The sequence below is a fragment of the Anianabacter salinae genome (assembly GCF_019061145.1).
Lineage (GTDB): Bacteria > Pseudomonadota > Alphaproteobacteria > Rhodobacterales > Rhodobacteraceae > Anianibacter > Anianibacter salinarum.
Genome location: NZ_JAHQZS010000004.1, coordinates 20565 through 39288, shown reverse-complemented (window position 1 = coordinate 39288; position 18724 = coordinate 20565). Strand labels below are relative to the sequence as shown.

Annotated in this window: 20 protein-coding genes; 11 read left to right on the top strand and 9 right to left on the bottom strand. The window is 64.8% G+C overall.

Going from position 1 to position 18724, the window contains the following annotated elements:
* Positions 1-35: 35 nt before the first annotated feature.
* The 8 genes from KTJ87_RS11615 to mdh all read right to left on the bottom strand — a co-directional run bounded on the left by KTJ87_RS11615 (position 36) and on the right by mdh (position 9928).
* A complete protein-coding gene (locus KTJ87_RS11615) occupies positions 36-446 on the bottom strand; it encodes an MAPEG family protein (RefSeq protein WP_267139298.1) in 411 nt (136 codons plus the stop codon).
* A 117-nt stretch (positions 447-563) separates the two neighbouring features.
* Positions 564-2117, bottom strand: a complete 1554-nt coding sequence (gene odhB, locus KTJ87_RS11610; protein WP_267139297.1) for a 2-oxoglutarate dehydrogenase complex dihydrolipoyllysine-residue succinyltransferase — start codon at positions 2115-2117, stop codon at positions 564-566.
* Positions 2118-2124: 7 nt separating this feature from the next.
* Positions 2125-5091, bottom strand: coding sequence for a 2-oxoglutarate dehydrogenase E1 component (locus KTJ87_RS11605; RefSeq protein ID WP_267139296.1), 2967 nt, complete (start codon positions 5089-5091; stop codon positions 2125-2127).
* Positions 5088-5624, bottom strand: coding sequence for a DUF805 domain-containing protein (locus tag KTJ87_RS11600; RefSeq protein WP_267139295.1), 537 nt, complete (start codon positions 5622-5624; stop codon positions 5088-5090). Before KTJ87_RS11600 ends, KTJ87_RS11605 begins: the two co-directional genes overlap by 4 nt.
* Positions 5625-5727: 103 nt before the next feature.
* Positions 5728-6609: a succinate--CoA ligase subunit alpha gene (gene sucD / locus KTJ87_RS11595; RefSeq protein ID WP_267139294.1), complete on the bottom strand. Its 882-nt coding sequence runs from the start codon at positions 6607-6609 to the stop codon at positions 5728-5730.
* 73 nt (positions 6610-6682) lie between these two features.
* Positions 6683-7876: an ADP-forming succinate--CoA ligase subunit beta gene (sucC, locus tag KTJ87_RS11590; RefSeq protein ID WP_267139293.1), complete on the bottom strand. Its 1194-nt coding sequence runs from the start codon at positions 7874-7876 to the stop codon at positions 6683-6685.
* A gap of 180 nt (positions 7877-8056) precedes the next feature.
* Positions 8057-8830, bottom strand: a complete 774-nt coding sequence (locus tag KTJ87_RS11585; protein ID WP_267139292.1) for a class I SAM-dependent methyltransferase — start codon at positions 8828-8830, stop codon at positions 8057-8059.
* A gap of 135 nt (positions 8831-8965) precedes the next feature.
* The gene (mdh, locus tag KTJ87_RS11580) at positions 8966-9928 is read right to left on the bottom strand and encodes a malate dehydrogenase (RefSeq protein WP_267139291.1); all 963 of its coding nucleotides are present in this window, start codon (positions 9926-9928) and stop codon (positions 8966-8968) included.
* Between the two features lie 163 nt (positions 9929-10091).
* Between mdh and KTJ87_RS11575 the strand changes: the two genes are divergently transcribed.
* Positions 10092-10844, top strand: coding sequence for a sulfite exporter TauE/SafE family protein (locus KTJ87_RS11575; RefSeq protein WP_267139290.1), 753 nt, complete (start codon positions 10092-10094; stop codon positions 10842-10844).
* Positions 10845-10851: 7 nt separating this feature from the next.
* Here KTJ87_RS11575 and KTJ87_RS11570 read toward each other — a convergent pair whose 3' ends face one another.
* The gene (locus KTJ87_RS11570) at positions 10852-11157 is read right to left on the bottom strand and encodes a hypothetical protein (RefSeq protein WP_267139289.1); all 306 of its coding nucleotides are present in this window, start codon (positions 11155-11157) and stop codon (positions 10852-10854) included.
* Positions 11158-11322: 165 nt separating this feature from the next.
* Between KTJ87_RS11570 and KTJ87_RS11565 the strand changes: the two genes are divergently transcribed.
* From KTJ87_RS11565 to KTJ87_RS11520, 10 genes are all read left to right on the top strand, one after another.
* A complete protein-coding gene (locus KTJ87_RS11565) occupies positions 11323-12174 on the top strand; it encodes an HpcH/HpaI aldolase/citrate lyase family protein (RefSeq protein WP_267139288.1) in 852 nt (283 codons plus the stop codon).
* Positions 12171-12731 (top strand): NnrU family protein, encoded by a 561-nt coding sequence (locus KTJ87_RS11560; protein ID WP_267139287.1) that lies wholly within the window; start codon positions 12171-12173, stop codon positions 12729-12731. The genes KTJ87_RS11565 and KTJ87_RS11560 overlap by 4 nt, the downstream gene beginning before the upstream one ends.
* Positions 12732-12735: 4 nt before the next feature.
* The gene (locus KTJ87_RS11555; RefSeq protein ID WP_267139286.1) at positions 12736-12939 is read left to right on the top strand and encodes a DUF1737 domain-containing protein; all 204 of its coding nucleotides are present in this window, start codon (positions 12736-12738) and stop codon (positions 12937-12939) included.
* Complete coding sequence (locus KTJ87_RS11550; RefSeq protein ID WP_267139285.1) at positions 12939-13967, top strand: MaoC family dehydratase; 1029 nt, start codon at positions 12939-12941, stop codon at positions 13965-13967. The genes KTJ87_RS11555 and KTJ87_RS11550 overlap by 1 nt, the downstream gene beginning before the upstream one ends.
* Positions 13968-14030: 63 nt before the next feature.
* The gene (locus KTJ87_RS11545) at positions 14031-14792 is read left to right on the top strand and encodes a DUF4344 domain-containing metallopeptidase (RefSeq protein WP_267139284.1); all 762 of its coding nucleotides are present in this window, start codon (positions 14031-14033) and stop codon (positions 14790-14792) included.
* 171 nt (positions 14793-14963) lie between these two features.
* The gene (gene sdhC, locus KTJ87_RS11540) at positions 14964-15353 is read left to right on the top strand and encodes a succinate dehydrogenase, cytochrome b556 subunit (RefSeq protein WP_267139283.1); all 390 of its coding nucleotides are present in this window, start codon (positions 14964-14966) and stop codon (positions 15351-15353) included.
* A 13-nt stretch (positions 15354-15366) separates the two neighbouring features.
* Complete coding sequence (gene sdhD, locus KTJ87_RS11535) at positions 15367-15738, top strand: succinate dehydrogenase, hydrophobic membrane anchor protein (protein WP_267139282.1); 372 nt, start codon at positions 15367-15369, stop codon at positions 15736-15738.
* A gap of 15 nt (positions 15739-15753) precedes the next feature.
* Positions 15754-17556, top strand: a complete 1803-nt coding sequence (gene sdhA / locus KTJ87_RS11530) for a succinate dehydrogenase flavoprotein subunit (RefSeq protein WP_267139281.1) — start codon at positions 15754-15756, stop codon at positions 17554-17556.
* Positions 17553-17849 carry a hypothetical protein gene (locus tag KTJ87_RS11525; protein WP_267139280.1) on the top strand — a complete coding sequence of 99 codons (297 nt, stop codon included), beginning with the start codon at positions 17553-17555 and terminating at the stop codon, positions 17847-17849. Before sdhA ends, KTJ87_RS11525 begins: the two co-directional genes overlap by 4 nt.
* On the top strand, positions 17849-18697 hold the full coding sequence (locus tag KTJ87_RS11520; RefSeq protein WP_267139279.1) for an FkbM family methyltransferase: 849 nt from the start codon (positions 17849-17851) through the stop codon (positions 18695-18697). Before KTJ87_RS11525 ends, KTJ87_RS11520 begins: the two co-directional genes overlap by 1 nt.
* Positions 18698-18724 lie beyond the last annotated feature (27 nt).

The window sequence follows — 18724 nt, the reverse complement described above, 5'->3', positions numbered from 1 at the left end:
ACGAACTTCCTAGCGCGCGGGGGCGGCGGGGTCCATCAAATGAGGGCGGCAAAGATCATCAGAATGGACGAAGCGAAGCCGACCAGCCAGATGTAGCTGCGCCACGGCACCCAGCCGAAGGCATAGGCGGGCACGTAGAGGATGCGCGCGGCGAGGTAGGTCCAGGCCATCGCGGCGGTGAAGGCGGACTGCTGGTCGCCCAGCGTCACGACCACCACAGCGAGGGTGAACAGGATCAGCCCTTCGAAATGGTTGTTGAGCGCGCGGAAAAGCCGCCCGGTGCGCGGGCTGACCTGATCCATCAGCGGCTTGTCCATCCGCTGCGGATCGCGGGGCGACAGCGTCTTGCCGGTGCCAAGCTCGAGGTTCGCGGGCACCGACATCAGGACGTATTGCACGGCCTGCAAGAGGCCGGCGAGGGCGAGGGCGGTGAGTTCGGGGGTCATGGGCGAAAGTGTCCACTTGCGTTCGTCTTGCGGGGTGGCGGGACAAGTCCCGCCCTACAGAGGCAACCCCGACCGCTGCGGCAGTTTGTAGGGCGGGATTTATCCCGCCCCACCGCATCACAAATCCATCAGCAACCGACGCGGGTCTTCCAGCGCCTCTTTCACCCGGACAAGGAACGTCACCGCGCCTTTGCCGTCGACGATCCGGTGGTCATAGGACAGCGCCAGATACATCATCGGGCGGATCACCACCTGGCCACCGATGGCCATCGGGCGGTCCTGGATCTTGTGCATGCCAAGGATGCCCGACTGCGGCGGGTTCAGGATCGGCGAGGACATCAGCGAGCCGTAGACGCCGCCGTTCGAGATCGTGAAGGTGCCGCCCTGCATCTCGGCCATCGACAGCTTGCCGTCGCGCGCCTTGACGCCCAGCTCGTTGATCCGCTTCTCGATCGCGGCGAACGACATCTGGTCGGCGTCGCGGACCACCGGAACGACAAGGCCGTTCGGGGTGCCGACGGCGATGCCCATGTGGACGAAGTTCTTGTAGACGACATCGGTGCCGTCAATCTCGGCGTTGACCTCGGGGACTTCGTTCAGGGCGTGGCAGCAGGCCTTGGTGAAGAACGACATGAAGCCCAGCTTCACGCCGTGCTTCTTTTCGAACAGGTCCTTGTATTCCTTGCGCAGCTCCATCACCGCCGTCATGTCCACCTCGTTGTAGGTGGTCAGCATCGCGGCGTTGTTCTGCGCGTCCTTGAGGCGGCGGGCGATGGTCTGGCGCAGGCGGGTCATCTTGACCCGTTCCTCGCGGCCCGCATCGTCGGCGGCGACGGGCGCGCGCGGCGCGGGTTTCGGCGCCGCGGCCTGCTTGGGTTGCGACAGCGCCTTCATCACGTCGTCCTTCATGACGCGGCCATCGCGGCCGGTGCCGGTGACATCGTCCCGGCTGAGGTTGTTCTCGGCCATCAGCTTTTTCGCCGACGGTGCGTCTTCGGTGTCCTTGCCGCTGGCCGGGGCCGTCTGATTGACCGCTTCGGTGGTGGCCGCCGAACCTTCGGGGGCGGGCGTGGGCTGAGCGCCTGCGCCGGTGGTCAGCGTCGCCAGCTTGCCGCCCGCCTGCACCGTCTCGCCTTCCTGCGCAAGGATCTCGCCCAGAACGCCAGCGGCAGGGGCGGGCACCTCGACCGACACCTTGTCGGTCTCCAGCTCGCACAGCATCTCGTCCTGTTCGACCGCGTCGCCGGGTTTCTTGAACCAGGTGGACACCGTCGCCTCCGACACGCTTTCGCCAAGCGTGGGCACCATGACGTCGATGGTCTTGCCGCTGCCTGCATCGTCCTTGGGCTTGCTGCTGCCCGCGTCGTCCTTGGTGGCCTTGCCGGGGGTCTCGGTAGCGCGCTCGCGGATCTCGGTCGAGGCGCCAGCGTGCCCGGCATCGGCTATCACCGCCAAAAGCGCGTCGACGCCGACAGTCTCGCCCTCTTTCGCGACGATCTCGTCCAGCTTGCCCTCGGCGGGCGAGGGGACCTCGACCGTGACCTTGTCGGTCTCCAGCTCGCACAGCATTTCGTCCACCGCGACGCTGTCACCGGGTTTCTTGAACCAGGTGGCCACGGTCGCCTCGGTGACGCTTTCGCCCAGGGTGGGCACACGGACTTCGGTGCTCATCGGTACGTTATCCTTCCAATCCGAGCGCGGCATTCACCAGCGCTGCCTGCTGTGCCTTGTGATTCGATGCCAGGCCGGTGGCGGGCGAGGCGCTCGCGTTGCGGCCTGTATAGATGGGACGGGTGTTCTTGGCCTTGATCCGGCCGAGCACCCATTCAAGGTTCGGTTCGATGAACGACCAGGCGCCCTGGTTCTTGGGCTCTTCCTGGCACCAGATCATCTCGGCGCCCTTGAAGCGTTCCAGTTCCTTGACCAGCGACAGGGCCGGGAACGGATAGAACTGTTCGAGACGCAGGAGATACACGTCGTCGAGCCCTTCGGCGTCGCGCTTTTCCAGAAGGTCGTAGTAGACCTTGCCGGAACACATCACGACGCGCTTGATCTTGTCGTCGCCCTTGAGCGTCAGGTCCGAATTGCCCTTTTGCGCGTCGTCCCAGAGGACACGGTGGAAGGACGATCCGGTGATGAAATCCTCGGTCTGCGAGATCGCCATCTTGTGGCGCAGCAGCGACTTCGGCGTCATCAGCACCAGCGGCTTGCGATAGCTGCGGTGGATCTGGCGGCGCAGGATGTGGAAGTAGTTGGCGGGCGTCGAGCAGTTGGCGACGATCCAGTTGTCTTCGGCGCACATCTGCAGGAACCGTTCCAGCCGCGCCGACGAGTGTTCCGGCCCCTGACCTTCATAGCCGTGCGGCAGCAGCATCACGAGGCCGGACATCCGCAGCCACTTGCGCTCGCCCGACGAGATGAACTGGTCGAACATGATCTGCGCGCCGTTGGCGAAGTCGCCGAACTGGGCTTCCCACATCACCAGCGCGTTCGGCTCGGCCAGTGAATAGCCGTATTCGAAGCCGAGGACCGCGTATTCCGAGAGCATCGAGTCGATGACCTCGTAGCGCGCCTGCCCCTCGCGGATGTTGTTGAGCGGGTAATACCGCTCCTCGGTTTCCTGGTCGATCAGCGCGGAATGGCGCTGCGAAAAGGTGCCGCGTCCCGAATCCTGGCCTGCAAGGCGCACCGGATACCCCTCGGTCAGAAGCGAGCCGAATGCCAGCGCCTCGGCGGTGGCCCAGTCATAGCCACGTCCGGTCTCGAACATCTCTCGCTTGGCATCCAGCAGGCGGCCGACGGTGCGGTGCATGTTGAAGTTTTCGGGCGACTTGCTCAGCGCCGTTCCGACCTGCTTGAGCGTGTCTTCCGAGATCGCGGTCTCGCCGCGCTGATATTCCTCGCCCTCGCGGTCAAGATGCGACCAGCGGCCATCCAGCCAGTCGGCCTTGTTGGGCTTGTAGTCCTTGCCGGCCTCGAACTCTTCGTTGAGCATCGCCTGGAACGACGCCTTCATGTCCTCGATCTCGCCCTCGGGGATCAGGCCGTCCTTCACCAGCCGCTCGGTATACAGCTGAAGCGTGGTCTTCTGCTTCTTGATGCGGTTGTACATCGCCGGGTTGGTGAACATGGGCTCGTCGCCCTCGTTGTGACCAAAGCGCCGGTAGCAGAAGATGTCGATAACCGCGTCCTTGTGGAACTTCTGCCGGAATTCGGTCGCCACCTTGGCGGCGTGCACGACGGCCTCGGGATCATCGCCGTTGACGTGGAAGATCGGCGCCTCGACCATCAGCGCGATGTCCGTCGGATAGGGCGACGAGCGCGAGAAATGCGGCGCCGTGGTAAAGCCGATCTGGTTGTTCACGATCAGGTGGATCGTGCCGCCGGTGCGGTGCCCGACAAGTCCCGACAGACCGAAGCATTCCGCAACGACGCCCTGGCCCGCAAACGCCGCGTCGCCGTGCAGGAGCACCGGCAGGACCGCCGTGCGCTCGGTGTCGTTCAACTGGAACTGCTTGGCGCGCGCCTTGCCCAGAACGACCGGGTTCACCGCTTCCAGGTGCGAGGGGTTGGCGGTCAGCGACAAGTGGACGGTATTGCCGTCGAATTCCCGGTCGCTGGAGGCGCCGAGGTGATATTTCACGTCGCCCGAACCGTCGACATCCTCGGGCTTGAAGCTGCCGCCCTGGAACTCGTTGAAGATCGCGCGGTAGGGCTTGTTCATCACGTTGGCCAGCACCGACAGGCGGCCTCGGTGCGGCATCCCGAAGATGACCTCTTTCACCCCCAGCGCGCCGCCGCGCTTGATGATCTGTTCCATCGCGGGGATCAGCGCCTCGCCGCCGTCGAGACCGAAGCGCTTGGTACCCATGTACTTGACGTGCAGGAACTTCTCGAAACCCTCGGCCTCGACCAGCTTGTTCAGGATCGCCTTGCGGCCTCTCTGGGTAAAGCTGATCTCCTTGCCGTAGCCTTCGATCCGCTCTTTCAGCCAGCTTGCCTGCTCGGGGTCCGAGATGTGCATGTACTGCAGCGCGAAGGTGCCGCAATAGGTGCGCTTCACGATATCCAGGATCTGCCGCATCGACGCGATCTGAAGACCCAGCACGTTGTCGATGAAGATCGGCCGGTCCATGTCGGCCTCGGTGAAGCCGTAGGATTTCGGGTCCAGCTCGGGCTGGTCGGTCTCGCTGTTGCGCATGCCCAGCGGGTCAAGCTGCGCCGCCAGATGACCCCGGATCCGGTAGGCGCGGATCAGCATGATCGCGCGGATCGAATCGAGCACGGCCTGCTTGACCGCATCCTCGGAGACCTGCGCGCCAACGTCCTGCGCCTTGGCCTTGATCTTGTCGCCCGCCGCCTTCGCATCGCGTGCGGGATCGGCTGCCCATTGCCCGTCCAGCGCTGCCGTCAGCTCGTCGTTCGGGATCGGCGGCCAGTCGGTGCGCGCCCAGGACGGGCCCGCCGCCTCGGACTTCACCGCGCCTTCGTCATCCCCCAGCGTGCGAAAGAACTCTTGCCAGGCGTCGTCCACCGCAGACGGATCGTTCGCCCAGCGCGCGTAAAGCTGGTCGAGATAGGCCGCGTTGTGCCCCTGCATGAAGCTGGAAGCGTGGAAGACGTCGTTGGAAGACTGGTCGGTCATGGCGTTACCTCAACAGGGTTGGGACCGTAGGCGTTCGGGCCGGGCTCTGTCGGGCGGGTCAGCCACCAGATCACGAGCAACGGGGAAATCAGGAAGACGAGCCCGCCAAGAGCCAGCATCACGGCGGCAAAGCCGCCGACCGCCTCGCCGGACAGGATCGGGTCAAGCGCGCCGATCAGGCTGGCAAAGGTGCCAAGCCCGATGATCACGATGAGCGGATAGAGCAGGTAAAGGCCGGAGCGCCCGCTGTCGTGCATCCGGCGCCAGCCCGCAGAGATCGACGGAACAAGCGTGCCAAGGCCGAACAGCAGCGACACCGGGCCGCTTGATCCTGCCGCGGCGCCATAGGTGCCATCGTCAAGCTGCCCGACCGCGACATCGGCCGAGCCGAACAATACCCCGTCAAGGATGCCTGCGGCGGCGCTGCCAAGGAACACGAACAGCACGAACCACCAGTATTCCGACCGCCGGGCACGTCCCGAAAAGGCGAAATACTTGGCGAAACAGGTGCGGACCGCGTTGGTAAAGCTCATGTCCGCACCCCGGCCCGGAACGGGCAGGCGCAAAGCACCGCGGCGGGCCGCCCAAGGGGCGCCCGCCGTTGGTGGATGCTATGCGGCGCAAGAGGCATGTGCGTCAGCCGATCGCCTTGAGCACGGCTTCGCCCAGCGTGGCGGGGCTGTCGGCGACGACGATCCCGGCGGATTTCATCGCCTCGATCTTCGATTCCGCGTCGCCCTTGCCGCCCGCGACGATGGCGCCCGCGTGGCCCATGCGGCGGCCGGGCGGTGCGGTGCGGCCCGCGATGAAACCGGCGGTCGGCTTCCAGCGGCCAGCCTTGCGCTCGTCCGCAAGAAACTGCGCGGCGTCTTCCTCGGCGTTGCCGCCGATCTCGCCGATCATGATGATCGACTGCGTCTCGGGGTCGGCCAGGAACATCTCGAGCACGTCGATATGCTCGGTGCCCTTGATCGGGTCGCCGCCGATGCCGACAGCGGTGGACTGGCCCAGCCCGCTGTCCGAGGTCTGCTTGACCGCCTCGTAGGTCAGCGTGCCGGAACGCGACACCACGCCGACGCTGCCGCGCTTGTGGATGTGGCCGGGCATGATGCCGATCTTGCAGGCGCCGGGGGTGATGACACCGGGGCAGTTCGGACCGATGAGCCGGGTCTTCGACCCTTCCAGCGCGCGCTTGACGCGCATCATGTCGAGCACCGGGATACCTTCGGTGATGCAGATCACCAGCGGGATTTCCGCGTCGATGGCTTCCAGGATCGAGTCGGCGGCGAACGGCGGCGGCACGTAGATCACGGACGCGTTCGCGCCGGTGACCTGCACCGCCTCGTGGCAGCTGTCGAACACCGGCAGGTCAAGGTGCGTCTGGCCGCCCTTGCCGGGCGTGACGCCGCCGACCATCTGCGTGCCGTAGGCGATCGCCTGTTCGGTGTGAAAGGTGCCTTGCGAGCCGGTGAGGCCCTGGCAGATCACCTTGGTGTTTTCGTCTACGAGTACGGCCATCGGGGCCTCCTTCGTGGGGCGGGCCCGGCCCGCCAGTGTCGTTCGGGAAGGCGGGACAAGTCCCGCCCTACATTCAGCCCTTGACCGCTTTCACGATCTTCTCGGCGCCGTCCTTGAGGTCGGCGGCGGCAATGACGTTCAGGCCGGAGGATTCGATGATCTCCTTGCCCTTCTCGACGTTGGTGCCTTCAAGACGCACGACCAGCGGCACCTGAAGCCCGACTTCCTTGACCGCGGCGATCACGCCCTCGGCGATGACGTCGCAGCGCATGATGCCGCCGAAGATGTTGACGAGAATGCCCTTCACCTGCGGATCGGAGGTGATGATCTTGAACGCCTCGGTCACCTTTTCCTTCGTGGCGCCACCGCCCACATCGAGGAAGTTTGCAGGCTCCGCGCCATACAGCTTGATGATGTCCATCGTCGCCATCGCAAGGCCCGCGCCGTTGACCATGCAGCCGATCTCGCCGTCCAGCGCGATGTAGTTGAGGTCGTATTTGGAGGCGGCGAGTTCCTTGGCGTCTTCCTCGGTCTCGTCGCGCAGGCTGGCGATATCGGCGTGGCGGTAGATCGCGTTGCCGTCAAAGCTGACCTTGGCATCCAGCACCTTGAGAGAACCCGCGTCGGTGATGATGAGCGGGTTGATCTCGAGCATCTCCATGTCCTTCTCGATGAAGGCCTTGTAGAGGATGCCCATCAGGCCGACGCATTCCTTGACCTGCTTGCCGGTCAGACCCAGCGCAAAGGCGACGCGGCGACCGTGGAACGCCTGATATCCGGTGGCGGGATCGACGCTGAACGACAGGATCTTCTCGGGGGTCGACGCGGCGACCTCCTCGATGTCCATGCCGCCCTCGGTCGAGCAGACGAACGAGATGCGGCTGGTCTGGCGGTCCACCAGAAGCGCGAGATACAGCTCGCGCTCGATGTCCGAGCCATCCTCGATGTAGATGCGGTTGACCTGCTTGCCCGCCGGTCCGGTCTGGTGCGTCACCAGCGTGCGGCCCAGCATCTTCTTGGCGTGCTCGGCAGCCTCTTCGACCGACTTGGCAAGGCGCACACCGCCCTTTTCGCCCGCGTCAGCCTCTTTGAAGTGGCCCTTGCCGCGGCCGCCTGCGTGGATCTGCGCCTTGACGACCCAAAGCGGGCCGTCCATCTCGCCCGCTGCCGTTTTCGCCTCTTCGGCCCTGAAAACGACGCGGCCATCGCTGACCGGCGCGCCGTAGTCGCGCAGAAGCGCCTTGGCCTGATATTCGTGGATGTTCATCGCACTGTCCCGTGTCTTATGACTGGTCGCGCGTCTGATGGCACAGGGGACAGGGCAGTTTGAAGGAATATTCCGGGCGTTGGCGCTATCTGGCCGGTTTTTCGGCGCTTTGTGATCACACGTTGAAATCTAGTGATCACAAATCAGTCCGGCTTCGCCCGCGACTCGCCCCGCAGCGGGTCAAGGGGTGATGTATTCCGGCCGCGTCGCCTCGGTCTCGTCCAGCCGCAAGTGACTGAAGCGCTGGAAACCGCCAATCCGGTCGGCCCGCGCATCGACGAATTCGAACTGGTCATAGAACCTGTCCAGACCGTAATCCTGCAGTGTGACATCGGCCCAGTCGGCGACGATCTGGTCATAGGCCTTGGACAACGACTTGTCGGACGGCTTGAGGCCGGACAGCAGCACCAGCCCGGAGGGCTGACAATCCAGAACGTCGATCTGCATCTTGGGGCGGTACTGGCGCAGGATGGGCAGGATCTTCCACACGTCGCCGGTCCAGGCCCGTGACGGCAGATTGTCCAGATCGCGCGTCGTCATCGCATGATCGAACGGAATGCAGTCGTGCAGCGCGATGATCCCGTCCGCGCGCGAATGCGCCTCGGTGTTGATGATGTCGCGCAGCAGAAACTCGAACAGGTGCATCCCGTCGAGAAACGAGAACGACAGCTTGGCCTTGATCGCCTTGAGGAACCCCGACGCGAAGAAATCGTCGCTGGTCTGCTGAAAGACGTGCAGCGCGGGCTTTTGCGTGATGACGTTCTGGTCGACCTGGAAATAGGGATCGACGGCGATGGTCTTGGACCGCGATCCGGCAAAGGTGTTGCCCTTGCGGCAGCCGATTTCGAGATACCAGTCAAATGGTGCGCCCTGGTGCAGCGATTTCAGGTAACGCGCATAGATCATGCCCGCCGCCGGCCGAAAGCCGGACTCTACCGGAAGTGTCTGTGCCATTGCCTGCGCCTTGTGTGATCTGCTCGCGCGCAGGATGCCACGCGCCGCGCCGGGCGGCCAAGGCAAAACACAGCAAAATGGCCCGCGCGGGGATCCGCACGGGCCACTTGAGTCTTTTCGGGAACGGATTGCCGATCAGGCGAGGGTGCTGTCGATGCCCTTGCACGCCTCGACAAGGCCCTTCACCGCGTCAACCGACTTGTCGAACATCGCCTGTTCGTCCTTGCCAAGCTTGATGTCCACGATGCGCTCGACGCCGCCAGCGCCGATCACGGTCGGCACGCCGACATACATGCCCTTGAGGCCAAGTGCGCCATCGACATAGGCCGCGCAGGGCAGAAGCCGCTTCTGATCCTTCAGATACGCTTCTGCCATCTCGATGGCCGAGGTCGCGGGCGCGTAGAACGCGGAACCGGTCTTGAGCAGGCCGACGATCTCGGCGCCGCCGTCGCGGGTGCGCTGCACGATCGCGTCCAGCTTGTCCTGCGTCGTCCAGCCCATCTCGACCAGATCGGGCAGGGGGATGCCGCCGACGGTCGAGTAGCGGGTCAGCGGAACCATGGTGTCGCCGTGACCGCCCAGAACGAAGGCGGTGACATCCTTCATGGACACGTTGAATTCCAGCGACAGGAAATGGCGGAAGCGCGCAGAGTCGAGAACGCCCGCCATGCCGCAGACCTTTTCGTGCGGCAGGCCCGAGAATTCGCGCAGCGCCCAGACCATCGCATCGAGCGGGTTGGTGATGCAGATGACAAAGGCGTCCGGCGCGTGCTGGGCGATGCCCTCGCCCACGGACTTCATGACCTTGAGGTTGATGCCCAGAAGATCGTCGCGGCTCATGCCGGGCTTGCGCGGCACGCCTGCGGTGACGATGCACACGTCCGCGCCTGCGATGTCGGCGTAATCGTTCGTGCCCTTCATCGCCGCGTCGAAACCCTCGGAGGGGCCGGATTCAGCGATGTCGAGCGCCTTGCCCTGCGGGACGCCTTCGGCGATGTCGAAGAGGACGACGTCGCCCAGCTCCTTCATTGCCGCAAGGTGGGCAAGCGTGCCCCCGATTTGTCCCGACCCGATAAGGGCGATCTTCGGTCTGGCCATGGTTGTCTCCGGTCAGCGTGGTCGTTGGGCCGGTTCCGTAGCCAAAGGCATGCCCGCGCGCAAGGTGATCGGCACACCGCGCGCTGCCGCCTGACCGGTTTCCTTGGCGTGCGGCGTCGGATAAAGCGTTCTGAGGTCTGGGTTTCCCGAAAGATGCACCGCGATGGAGCTTGATGCCTTCTTTTTCGCCATGGCGATCCCGGCGGTGCTGTTCGCGGGGGTGTCCAAGGGCGGGTTCGGGTCCGGCGCTTCGTTTGCCGCAACGCCGTTCCTGGCGCTGATTCTGGGGCCGGGCGAGGCGCTGGGCCTTATGCTGCCGCTCTTGATGCTCATGGATATGGGCGCGCTAAGGCCGTTCTGGAAGCAGTGGCACTGGCCTTCGGCGCGCGCGCTGCTTATCGGCAGCGTTCCGGGGGTCGTGCTGGGGGTCGCTTTGTGGAAGGTCGCGAACCCGGACGTGTTCCGCCTGCTGATCGGGGTGATCGCGCTGGGCTTCGTCGGCTGGCAGGTCGCGCAAAAGCGCGGATGGATCAGGCCGGCCAAGCGCAAGATGCGCCCGCTCGCCGGCTATATCGCCGGGGCAACAGCGGGCTTCACCAGCTTCATCAGCCACGCGGGCGGACCGCCCGCTGCCGTCTACCTGTTGTCACAGCGCCTGTCCAAGACCGAGTTCCAGGCCACCACCGTGCTGCTGTTCTGGATCCTCAACTGGTTGAAGTTCGTGCCCTTCGCCTTCCTGGGCATCTTCACGCGCGAGACCTTCACGGCAAACCTGTTCCTCGCCCCCGTCGCCTTTGCGGGCGTCTGGCTGGGGGTCTGGGCGCACCGTGCGATTTCGGAGCGCTGGTTCTTCGGGGTGACCTACATCTTCCTGACCCTCGCCGGGGCCAAGCTGATCTGGGACGCGCTGACCTGAAGCCGGATCAGGTATCCTCGGACGCGGGTTGCAGCGTCTCGTTCAGGTGTTCGAACGCTTGTCCCGAGGCGACAAGGCATGTCAGGCCGCTGGGCAGGGTGACGGTGATCGTCCAGGTTCCGGTCTCGGCCGAGGCGAACACCTCTATCACGGCGTTGTTCTGGCCAAGCCCGATGGACTGGCGCGTCTCGCCATAGCTGCCGGACAGACGGTCGAGCACGCTGTCGCGGTCGGCGCAGGTGCGGTTCCCGGTCTGGGCGGCGGCGGGCAGGGCGGCAAGGGCCAGCAAGAGGGCAAGGGCGGTGCGGCGCATGGTCAAGGCTCCTGATCGGGCAATGACCAAAGCCTGCGCCGCAACTCTTCCGATATGGTTAATGCCGCGACCGCACCGCTTTCTCTGCATTGCGGCGAAACTGGGGTTGCGGTTTGGTGCGTGGATGTGATCCTTCACGCAACAAAATTGCGAGGTGTTGGAATCATGGCGCTCACGACTCGGCCCTTCCGTTCGGTCCTGTATATCCCCGGCTCGAAAGAGCGGGCGCTCGACAAGGCCCGGACCCTGCCGGTCGACGCGATCATCTTCGACCTGGAGGATGCCGTGGCGGTGGACGAGAAGAAGGCCGCGCGCGAGATGCTGGCGCACACCCTTCGGACCGCCGACTATGGGCCGCGCACCCGGATCGTGCGGATCAACGGCCTTGATACCGCCTGGGGGTCCGAGGATCTGGCAGCGCTTGCAGGGGCCGGGGCCGATGCGATCCTCTTGCCCAAGGTCGGCAGCCCGTCCGATCTTGACGTGGCTGGAACGCTGGCCCCCGATCAGCCGCTTTGGGCGATGATGGAAACGCCCAAGGGCATCCTGAACGCAGCCGAGATCGCCGCGCATCCCCGGTTGCAGGGCATGGTGATGGGGACAAACGACCTGGCCAAGGACCTGCGCAGCCGCAGCCGTGCCGCGCTGACGACCTCGCTGCAACTGTGCCTTCTCGCCGCCCGCGCCCATGGCCTTGTGATCGTCGACGGGGTCTACAACGCCTTCAAGGACGAGGACGGCCTGCGCGCGGAATGCGCCGAGGGCCGCGGCTTGGGCTTTGACGGCAAGACGCTGATCCACCCCGCGCAGATCGCCGCCGCGAACGAGGTCTTTGCCCCGTCCGAGGCCGAGATCGACCTCGCGCGGCGCCAGATCGCCGCCTATGATGAGGCGAGCGCGGCGGGGCAGGGTGTCGCGGTGGTGGACGGCGCCATCGTCGAGAACTTGCACGTCGCCACTGCGCGCGCCACGCTTGCGCAGGCCGATGCCATCGCCGAATTGGAGCGCGCGACATGATCCTTCTTCTTCTGGGGCTTTTCCTGTGGGTGGATGCCCACCTGTTCAAGCGCTTGCTTCCGGGGCCGCGCGCGATGCTGACGCAGGTGCTGGGCGACGCGTCCAAGGCGGTGTTCGCCGTGATCCTTCTGGGGTCGGTGGTGCTGATGGTGCTGGGCTATAGCAATGCCGAAATCGTGCCGGTCTACGACCCGCCGAGCTGGGGCGCGCATCTCAACAACCTGCTGATGATCTTCGCCATCGCCCTGTTCGGCCTTGGATCGTCGAAAAGCCGCCTGCGCGGCAAGCTGCGCCATCCGCAACTGACCGGCTTCATCACCTGGGGCGTCGCGCATCTTCTGGTGAACGGCGATCTTGCCTCGATCGTGCTGTGGGGCGTTCTGATCGTCTGGGCTGTGGTCGAGATGGTGTTGATCAACGCGCAGACACCGCGCCCCGCGCCATTCACCGGCGGCAGCGTCAAGGGCGATGTGCGTCTTCTGGCAATCACGCTGGTGCTCTACGGCATCATCGCCGCCATCCACACATGGCTTGGCTACTATCCGTTCCCGGGGTGATCCGATGAAAGCCTACCGCCTGCTGACCGAGGACGACACCTCGGCCTTCTGTCACAAGGTCACGCTGGCCCTGTCCAGGGGTTGGGAGCTCTACGGCGATCCGGCCTATGCCTTCGATCAGTCCACCGGCAAGATGCGCTGCGCTCAGGCCGTGACCAAGGACGTCGATGCCGACTATGACCCGGACATGAAGCTGGGCCAGCTGTGATGTCAAAGACCAACGCTGGGCGCTTCTTCGAGGACTACGCCGTTGGGCAGGTGATCCGCCACGCCGTGCCGCGCACCGTCAAGATGGGCGAGCGTGCGCTCTATCACATGCTCTACCCTGCGCGTCACGCACTGCATTCGTCGGATGCCTTCGCGCAGTCCTGCGGCTTGCCGTTCAGCCCGCTCGACGATCTGGTGACGTTCCATGTCGTGTTCGGCAAGACGGTGCCTGACGTGTCGCTGAACGCGGTGGCCAACCTCGGCTATGCGGATGGCCGCTGGCGGCTGCCGGTCTGGCCGGGGGACACGCTGCGGTCCGAGTCGGAGGTGATCGGGGTCAAGCAGAACTCGAACGGCAAATCCGGTGTCGTCTGGGTGCGCACGACGGGCCTCAACCAGCATGACGAGACGGTCATGGACTATGTCCGCTGGGTGATGGTCCGCAAACGCGACCCGAATGCGCCCGCGCCGGATACTGTGGTGCCGGACCTGCCCGACGTGGTCGATCCCGGCACGCTGGTGATCCCGAAGGGCCTCGATTTCACGCGCTACGATTTCACCCTCGCCGGAGAGCCGCACCGCTGCGGCGATTACGCGGTGGGCGAGATCATCGACCATGTTGACGGCGTGACGATCGAGGAAGCCGAGCACATGCTGGCCACGCGGCTTTGGCAGAACACCGCCAAGGTGCATTTCGACGCCACCCACCGCGAGGATGGCAAGCGGCTGATCTACGGCGGGCACGTCATTTCGCTGGCGCGGGCGCTGTCGTTCAACGGCCTCGCCAACGCGCAGCTTATGGTCGGGCTGAATGGCGGGGCACATGCCAACCCGTGCTTTGCGGGCGACACGGTGCGGGCGTGGTCCGAGGTTCTGGACACGTCCGAAACCGATGCGCCGGGCGTCGGCGCGCTGCGGCTTCGGCTGGTGGCGACCAAGGGCGCGGCAGGCGCTCTGCGCGGACTGGATGGCAAGTATCTGCCCGACGTTCTGCTCGATCTGGACTACTGGGCGCTGATTCCGCGCTGATCTCTGTGGGTATCGCGCACATTTCACTTGATTGCAGCGCAAGGAGTCCGCTTCCTTCCTTGCATGTTCAAGTCGCTGTTCTTCGTTGCCATGCTGATCGCCGCTGCGAATGCGCCGCGCGACGCTGAAGAAGAGTCGCTCCCGCCCGAGATTGAAGCCTTCATCACGTCGAACCTGATCTCGGTCCTTTATCACGAGCTTGGGCATGCCGTGATCGACCTCGAGAACCTGCCGATCTTCGGACAGGAAGAGGACGCCGCCGATGTGCTCTCGACCCTCCTGGTGCATGACCTGTTCACCGAGGACAGCGCGGTTTCGATCACCTATCACGCCGCAGAGGCCTATCTGGGCGAGGACAAGGCGAACGAACAGGACGGCGGCGAAGAAGCGTTCTGGGACGTCCACGGCAGCAACAAGCAACGCTATTTCAACATGATCTGCCTGTTCTATGGCGCCAACCCGGACGAACGCGACGATGTGGCGGACGATCTCGGTCTGCCGGAACGGCGCGCGGAAACCTGCCCGGAAGAGTTCGACCTTGCCAACGCAAGCTGGGGGCCGGTCCTTGACCGGATGCGCGCACGCGGGCCGGGCGACACCTTGCGTTTCGTCGACAACGCGGGCGCCGACGTGTTCAGCCGACTGACCGCGCGGGTGATCGAGAAGGAAGTCGCGGACCTCAACGCCGATCTGTCGTTCGAGTCGCCGGTCGTCGTGCGCGTCGAAGCCTGCGGCACGGCGAATGCATTCTACGATCCTTCGGATTCCTCGATCATCATGTGCACCGAATTCACCGAATACTACGCAGCCATCCGAAACGAGTGAGTCGCGCCGCGCTCTGTGATCACACCCGCTTTTTCTGCGATCACAAAATCCGGATATTCAGGCGCCTGCTTCAATAAACCACCCCGTTAGCGCCCCCATCCGCGTGACAGTCCCGCAAATCTTGCTATCACACGGGGTGAAATCCCCTCTCGGGCAAAGGAAGGATGACGCATGGCGGACGTGAACCGGGGCAATCGCCCCCTCTCTCCCTTCATGATCGGGCCGTATTACAAGCCGCAGATGACCTCGATGACCTCGATCTTCGTGCGTCTCACCGGCAACGCGATGCTGGTGGCGGGCATCCTGATCGTCTGGTGGTTCCTCGCGGCGTCCTACGGCCCCGAATATTTCGCCACCGCCGACTGGGTGCTGACCTCGTGGATCGGCGACATCGTCCTGACCCTGTCGCTCTGGGCGCTGTGGTTTCACACGCTGGGCGGCATCCGGCACCTGATCTGGGACACCGGCCGGGGGCTAGACCTGAAAAGCGCCTATACCATGGGCTACATCATGATCGGCGGCTCCTTCGTGCTGACGATCCTGACCCTGCTGTTCATCTGAAGGAGCCCGGCACATGGCTTACATGACAGACCGCAAGCGCGCCGTCGGCCTTGGTTCGGCGAAATCGGGAACCGAGCATTTCTGGGCGATGACCAAAAGCTCTTATGCCCTCGTCGTGCTGATCCCGCTGTTCGTCTTCACCTTCGGCCCGATGCTGGGCGAGCCGCATGATGCGGTCGCCGCCTATTTCGCGCGCCCCTTCCCGGCGCTGGTAGCGGCTCTGACGATCGTCGTCAGCTTCATGCACTTCAAGAGCGGTGTTCAGGTGCTGATCGAGGACTACGTTGGCGGCTACATGCGTCACATCCTCATCATCGCGATGACCTGCATTTCCTACGCCGCGGCGGCGACGGGCGTTCTGGCGCTCGCCCGTCTTGCACTCTGATCCAAGGGGCTGAGAATGGCTGCTTACGAATACGAAACGCACAATTATGATGTCGTCGTGGTCGGTGCCGGCGGCTCGGGCCTGCGCGCCACGCTTGGCATGGCCGAGCAAGGGCTCAAGACCGCCTGCGTGACCAAGGTGTTCCCGACCCGGTCGCACACTGTCGCCGCGCAAGGCGGCATCGCCGCCAGCCTTGGCAACATGGGCCCCGACAACTGGCAGTGGCACATGTACGACACCGTCAAGGGGTCGGACTGGCTGGGCGACACCGACGCGATGGAATACCTCGCGCGTGAGGCGCCCAAGGCGGTGTACGAGCTGGAGCATTACGGCGTTCCGTTCAGCCGCACCGAGGACGGCAAGATCTACCAGCGCCCGTTCGGCGGCCACACGACGCAATTCGGCGAAGGCCCGCCCGTGCAGCGCACCTGCGCCGCCGCCGACCGGACCGGCCACGCGATCCTGCACACGCTCTATGGCCAGTCGCTCAAGAACAACGCGGAATTCTTCATCGAGTATTTCGCCATCGACCTCATCATGTCGGAAGATGGGCAGTGCCAGGGCGTCGTTGCGTGGAAGCTGGACGATGGCACGATCCACGTTTTCAACGCCAAGATGACCGTTCTGGCCACGGGCGGTTACGGGCGCGCGTATTTCTCGGCGACCTCGGCGCACACCTGCACCGGCGACGGCGGCGGCATGGTGGCGCGCGCTGGCCTGCCGCTTCAGGACATGGAATTCGTCCAGTTCCACCCGACCGGCATCTATGGCGCGGGCTGCCTTATCACCGAGGGTGCACGCGGCGAGGGCGGATATCTGACCAACGCGGAGGGCGAGCGGTTCATGGAACGCTACGCGCCCACCTACAAGGATCTCGCGTCGCGGGACGTGGTCAGCCGCTGCATGACGATGGAAATCCGCGAAGGCCGCGGCGTGGGCGACAAGAAGGATCACATCCACCTTCACCTCAGCCACCTGCCGCCCGAGGCGCTGCACCTGCGCCTGCCCGGCATCTCTGAATCGGCGCGCATCTTTGCCGGTGTCGACGTGACCAAGGAACCGATCCCGGTGCTGCCGACCGTGCACTACAACATGGGCGGCATCCCCACGAACTATTGGGGCGAGGTTCTGAACCCGACCAAGGACGATCCCGACCGCGTGTCGCCCGGCCTGATGGCCGTGGGCGAGGCGGGCTGTGCATCGGTTCATGGTGCGAACCGGCTTGGATCGAACTCGCTGATCGACCTCGTGGTCTTTGGCCGCGCCGCTGCGATCCGCGCGGGCGAGATCGTCGATGCCAATGCCGCCAATCCGCGCCTGAACCAGGCGTCGGTGGACAAGGCACTGGCGCGTTTCGACGATCTGCGCCACGCCAAGGGCGCGATCCCGACGGCAGAGCTGCGCGATGAGATGCAGCAGACCATGCAGTCGGACGCAGCCGTGTTCCGCACCGACAAGACCCTCGCCGAGGGCGTGGACAAGATGTATGGCGTCGCCCGCAAGATGGAGGACATCAGCGTCACCGACCGCTCGATGATCTGGAACAGCGACCTGATGGAAACGCTGGAACTGACCAACCTGATGCCGAACGCGCTGGCCACCATCGTTTCGGCAGAGGCGCGCAAGGAAAGCCGCGGCGCCCATGCGCAAGAGGATCACCCCGACCGCAATGACGAAGAATGGCGCAAGCACACGCTTGCCTGGGTCAACGGCAAGGTCGATCTCGACTATCGCCCGGTGCACCTGAACCCGCTTCTGGGCCACAACGAGGGCGGCATCGACCTGAAAAAGATCGCGCCCAAAGCGCGGGTCTATTGATCCGCGCCGTGGTCCTGTCGCTTGCGACCCTCGCGGCCTGCACGCCCCAGCCGATGACGCTGGAGCGGGCCGAACGGCTGTGCCGTGAGGAACTGCCATTGGCCGACGGTTTTGCCGGAACGGTCGGCGTGGGCGTCGGCAACACCGGCGCGCGGGCGCGGGGCGGGATCACCGTGACCAACGCTGTGCTGAACCCGCAAAGCCCGTCCGAGTTCATGGCCGACTGCGTCGCGCGGCAGATGGAAAACCGCCCCGCGCCGACGACGTTCGGCGTCACGCTGGGGACGGGCTGATGGCGGACGCAGTGATGCCATTGCCGCGGCCCGAGAGCTTCGGGTTCAAGGTGGCTCGGCGGGTCCTCTGGGCCTCGCTTTATGTGCCGGTGCTGCGCGATGTCGTCGCGCGGGCCTGGCCTCCCGTCACCGTGACCCACCAGGGCGCCCGGTTCCGCGTCTTTGCTGGGCGCAACCATCAGGACCGCACGCTCTGGTCGACGGGTCGCTTCGTCGAATGCCGCTCGGTCGCCGCCATGTGCGATGCAGTGCGCGGCAAGCGCTGCCTGATCGTCGACATCGGTGCCAACAGCGGCATCTACACCGTCATGCTGGCCCGTTCCGCGGGCGAGGGATCGCAGGTGCTCGCCATCGAGCCGAACCCTGTGTTGCAACGCCAGTTGCGCGAGAACATCGTGCTCAACGACCTTGAGGCCCGCGTCACTGTTCACGGCGTGGCCCTTGGCGACCACGAAGGCACTGCGACGCTGCACACCTACGCCATCAACCTTGGCCAAAGCTCGCTGCGCACCGATCGCGCGGGCAAGCGGGAAATCACCGTGCCGCTGCGCCCGCTGGCAACGCTCATGCCACCGCGCGGCGACTTTGAGCGTATCGTGATGAAGATCGACGTGGAGGGCGTGGAAGACCGCGTGCTTCTGCCGTTCTTCGACACGGCGACGGACGACCAGCTGCCCGATACCTTGCTGATCGAGACGGCGCACGGCAACGACTGGAACCCCGCCCTGATGGCCCGGATCGACGCGCTGGGCTACCGCCCGCGTTTCACCGCCGAGGGCAACACGCTTTACGACCGCGACCGCGCTGCGGGACCGGACACACCGACGGAAAGGACTGCAACGGTCTGACCCACCCGGTCACGCCCAATCAGGCAG

Coding starts and splice junctions, on each gene's coding strand:
- KTJ87_RS11575 (WP_267139290.1), top strand. CDS start 10,092: ATGGAGCTTGATGCCTTCTTTTTCGCCATGGCGATCCCGGCGGTGCTG.
- KTJ87_RS11555 (WP_267139286.1), top strand. CDS start 12,736: ATGAAAGCCTACCGCCTGCTGACCGAGGACGACACCTCGGCCTTCTGT.
- KTJ87_RS11605 (WP_267139296.1), bottom strand. CDS start 5,091: ATGACCGACCAGTCTTCCAACGACGTCTTCCACGCTTCCAGCTTCATG.
- KTJ87_RS11600 (WP_267139295.1), bottom strand. CDS start 5,624: ATGAGCTTTACCAACGCGGTCCGCACCTGTTTCGCCAAGTATTTCGCC.
- odhB (WP_267139297.1), bottom strand. CDS start 2,117: ATGAGCACCGAAGTCCGTGTGCCCACCCTGGGCGAAAGCGTCACCGAG.
- KTJ87_RS11545 (WP_267139284.1), top strand. CDS start 14,031: ATGTTCAAGTCGCTGTTCTTCGTTGCCATGCTGATCGCCGCTGCGAAT.
- sucC (WP_267139293.1), bottom strand. CDS start 7,876: ATGAACATCCACGAATATCAGGCCAAGGCGCTTCTGCGCGACTACGGC.
- KTJ87_RS11615 (WP_267139298.1), bottom strand. CDS start 446: ATGACCCCCGAACTCACCGCCCTCGCCCTCGCCGGCCTCTTGCAGGCC.
- KTJ87_RS11550 (WP_267139285.1), top strand. CDS start 12,939: ATGTCAAAGACCAACGCTGGGCGCTTCTTCGAGGACTACGCCGTTGGG.
- KTJ87_RS11570 (WP_267139289.1), bottom strand. CDS start 11,157: ATGCGCCGCACCGCCCTTGCCCTCTTGCTGGCCCTTGCCGCCCTGCCC.
- KTJ87_RS11585 (WP_267139292.1), bottom strand. CDS start 8,830: ATGGCACAGACACTTCCGGTAGAGTCCGGCTTTCGGCCGGCGGCGGGC.
- sdhD (WP_267139282.1), top strand. CDS start 15,367: ATGGCTTACATGACAGACCGCAAGCGCGCCGTCGGCCTTGGTTCGGCG.
- sucD (WP_267139294.1), bottom strand. CDS start 6,609: ATGGCCGTACTCGTAGACGAAAACACCAAGGTGATCTGCCAGGGCCTC.
- sdhA (WP_267139281.1), top strand. CDS start 15,754: ATGGCTGCTTACGAATACGAAACGCACAATTATGATGTCGTCGTGGTC.
- mdh (WP_267139291.1), bottom strand. CDS start 9,928: ATGGCCAGACCGAAGATCGCCCTTATCGGGTCGGGACAAATCGGGGGC.
- KTJ87_RS11560 (WP_267139287.1), top strand. CDS start 12,171: ATGATCCTTCTTCTTCTGGGGCTTTTCCTGTGGGTGGATGCCCACCTG.
- KTJ87_RS11520 (WP_267139279.1), top strand. CDS start 17,849: ATGGCGGACGCAGTGATGCCATTGCCGCGGCCCGAGAGCTTCGGGTTC.
- KTJ87_RS11565 (WP_267139288.1), top strand. CDS start 11,323: ATGGCGCTCACGACTCGGCCCTTCCGTTCGGTCCTGTATATCCCCGGC.
- sdhC (WP_267139283.1), top strand. CDS start 14,964: ATGGCGGACGTGAACCGGGGCAATCGCCCCCTCTCTCCCTTCATGATC.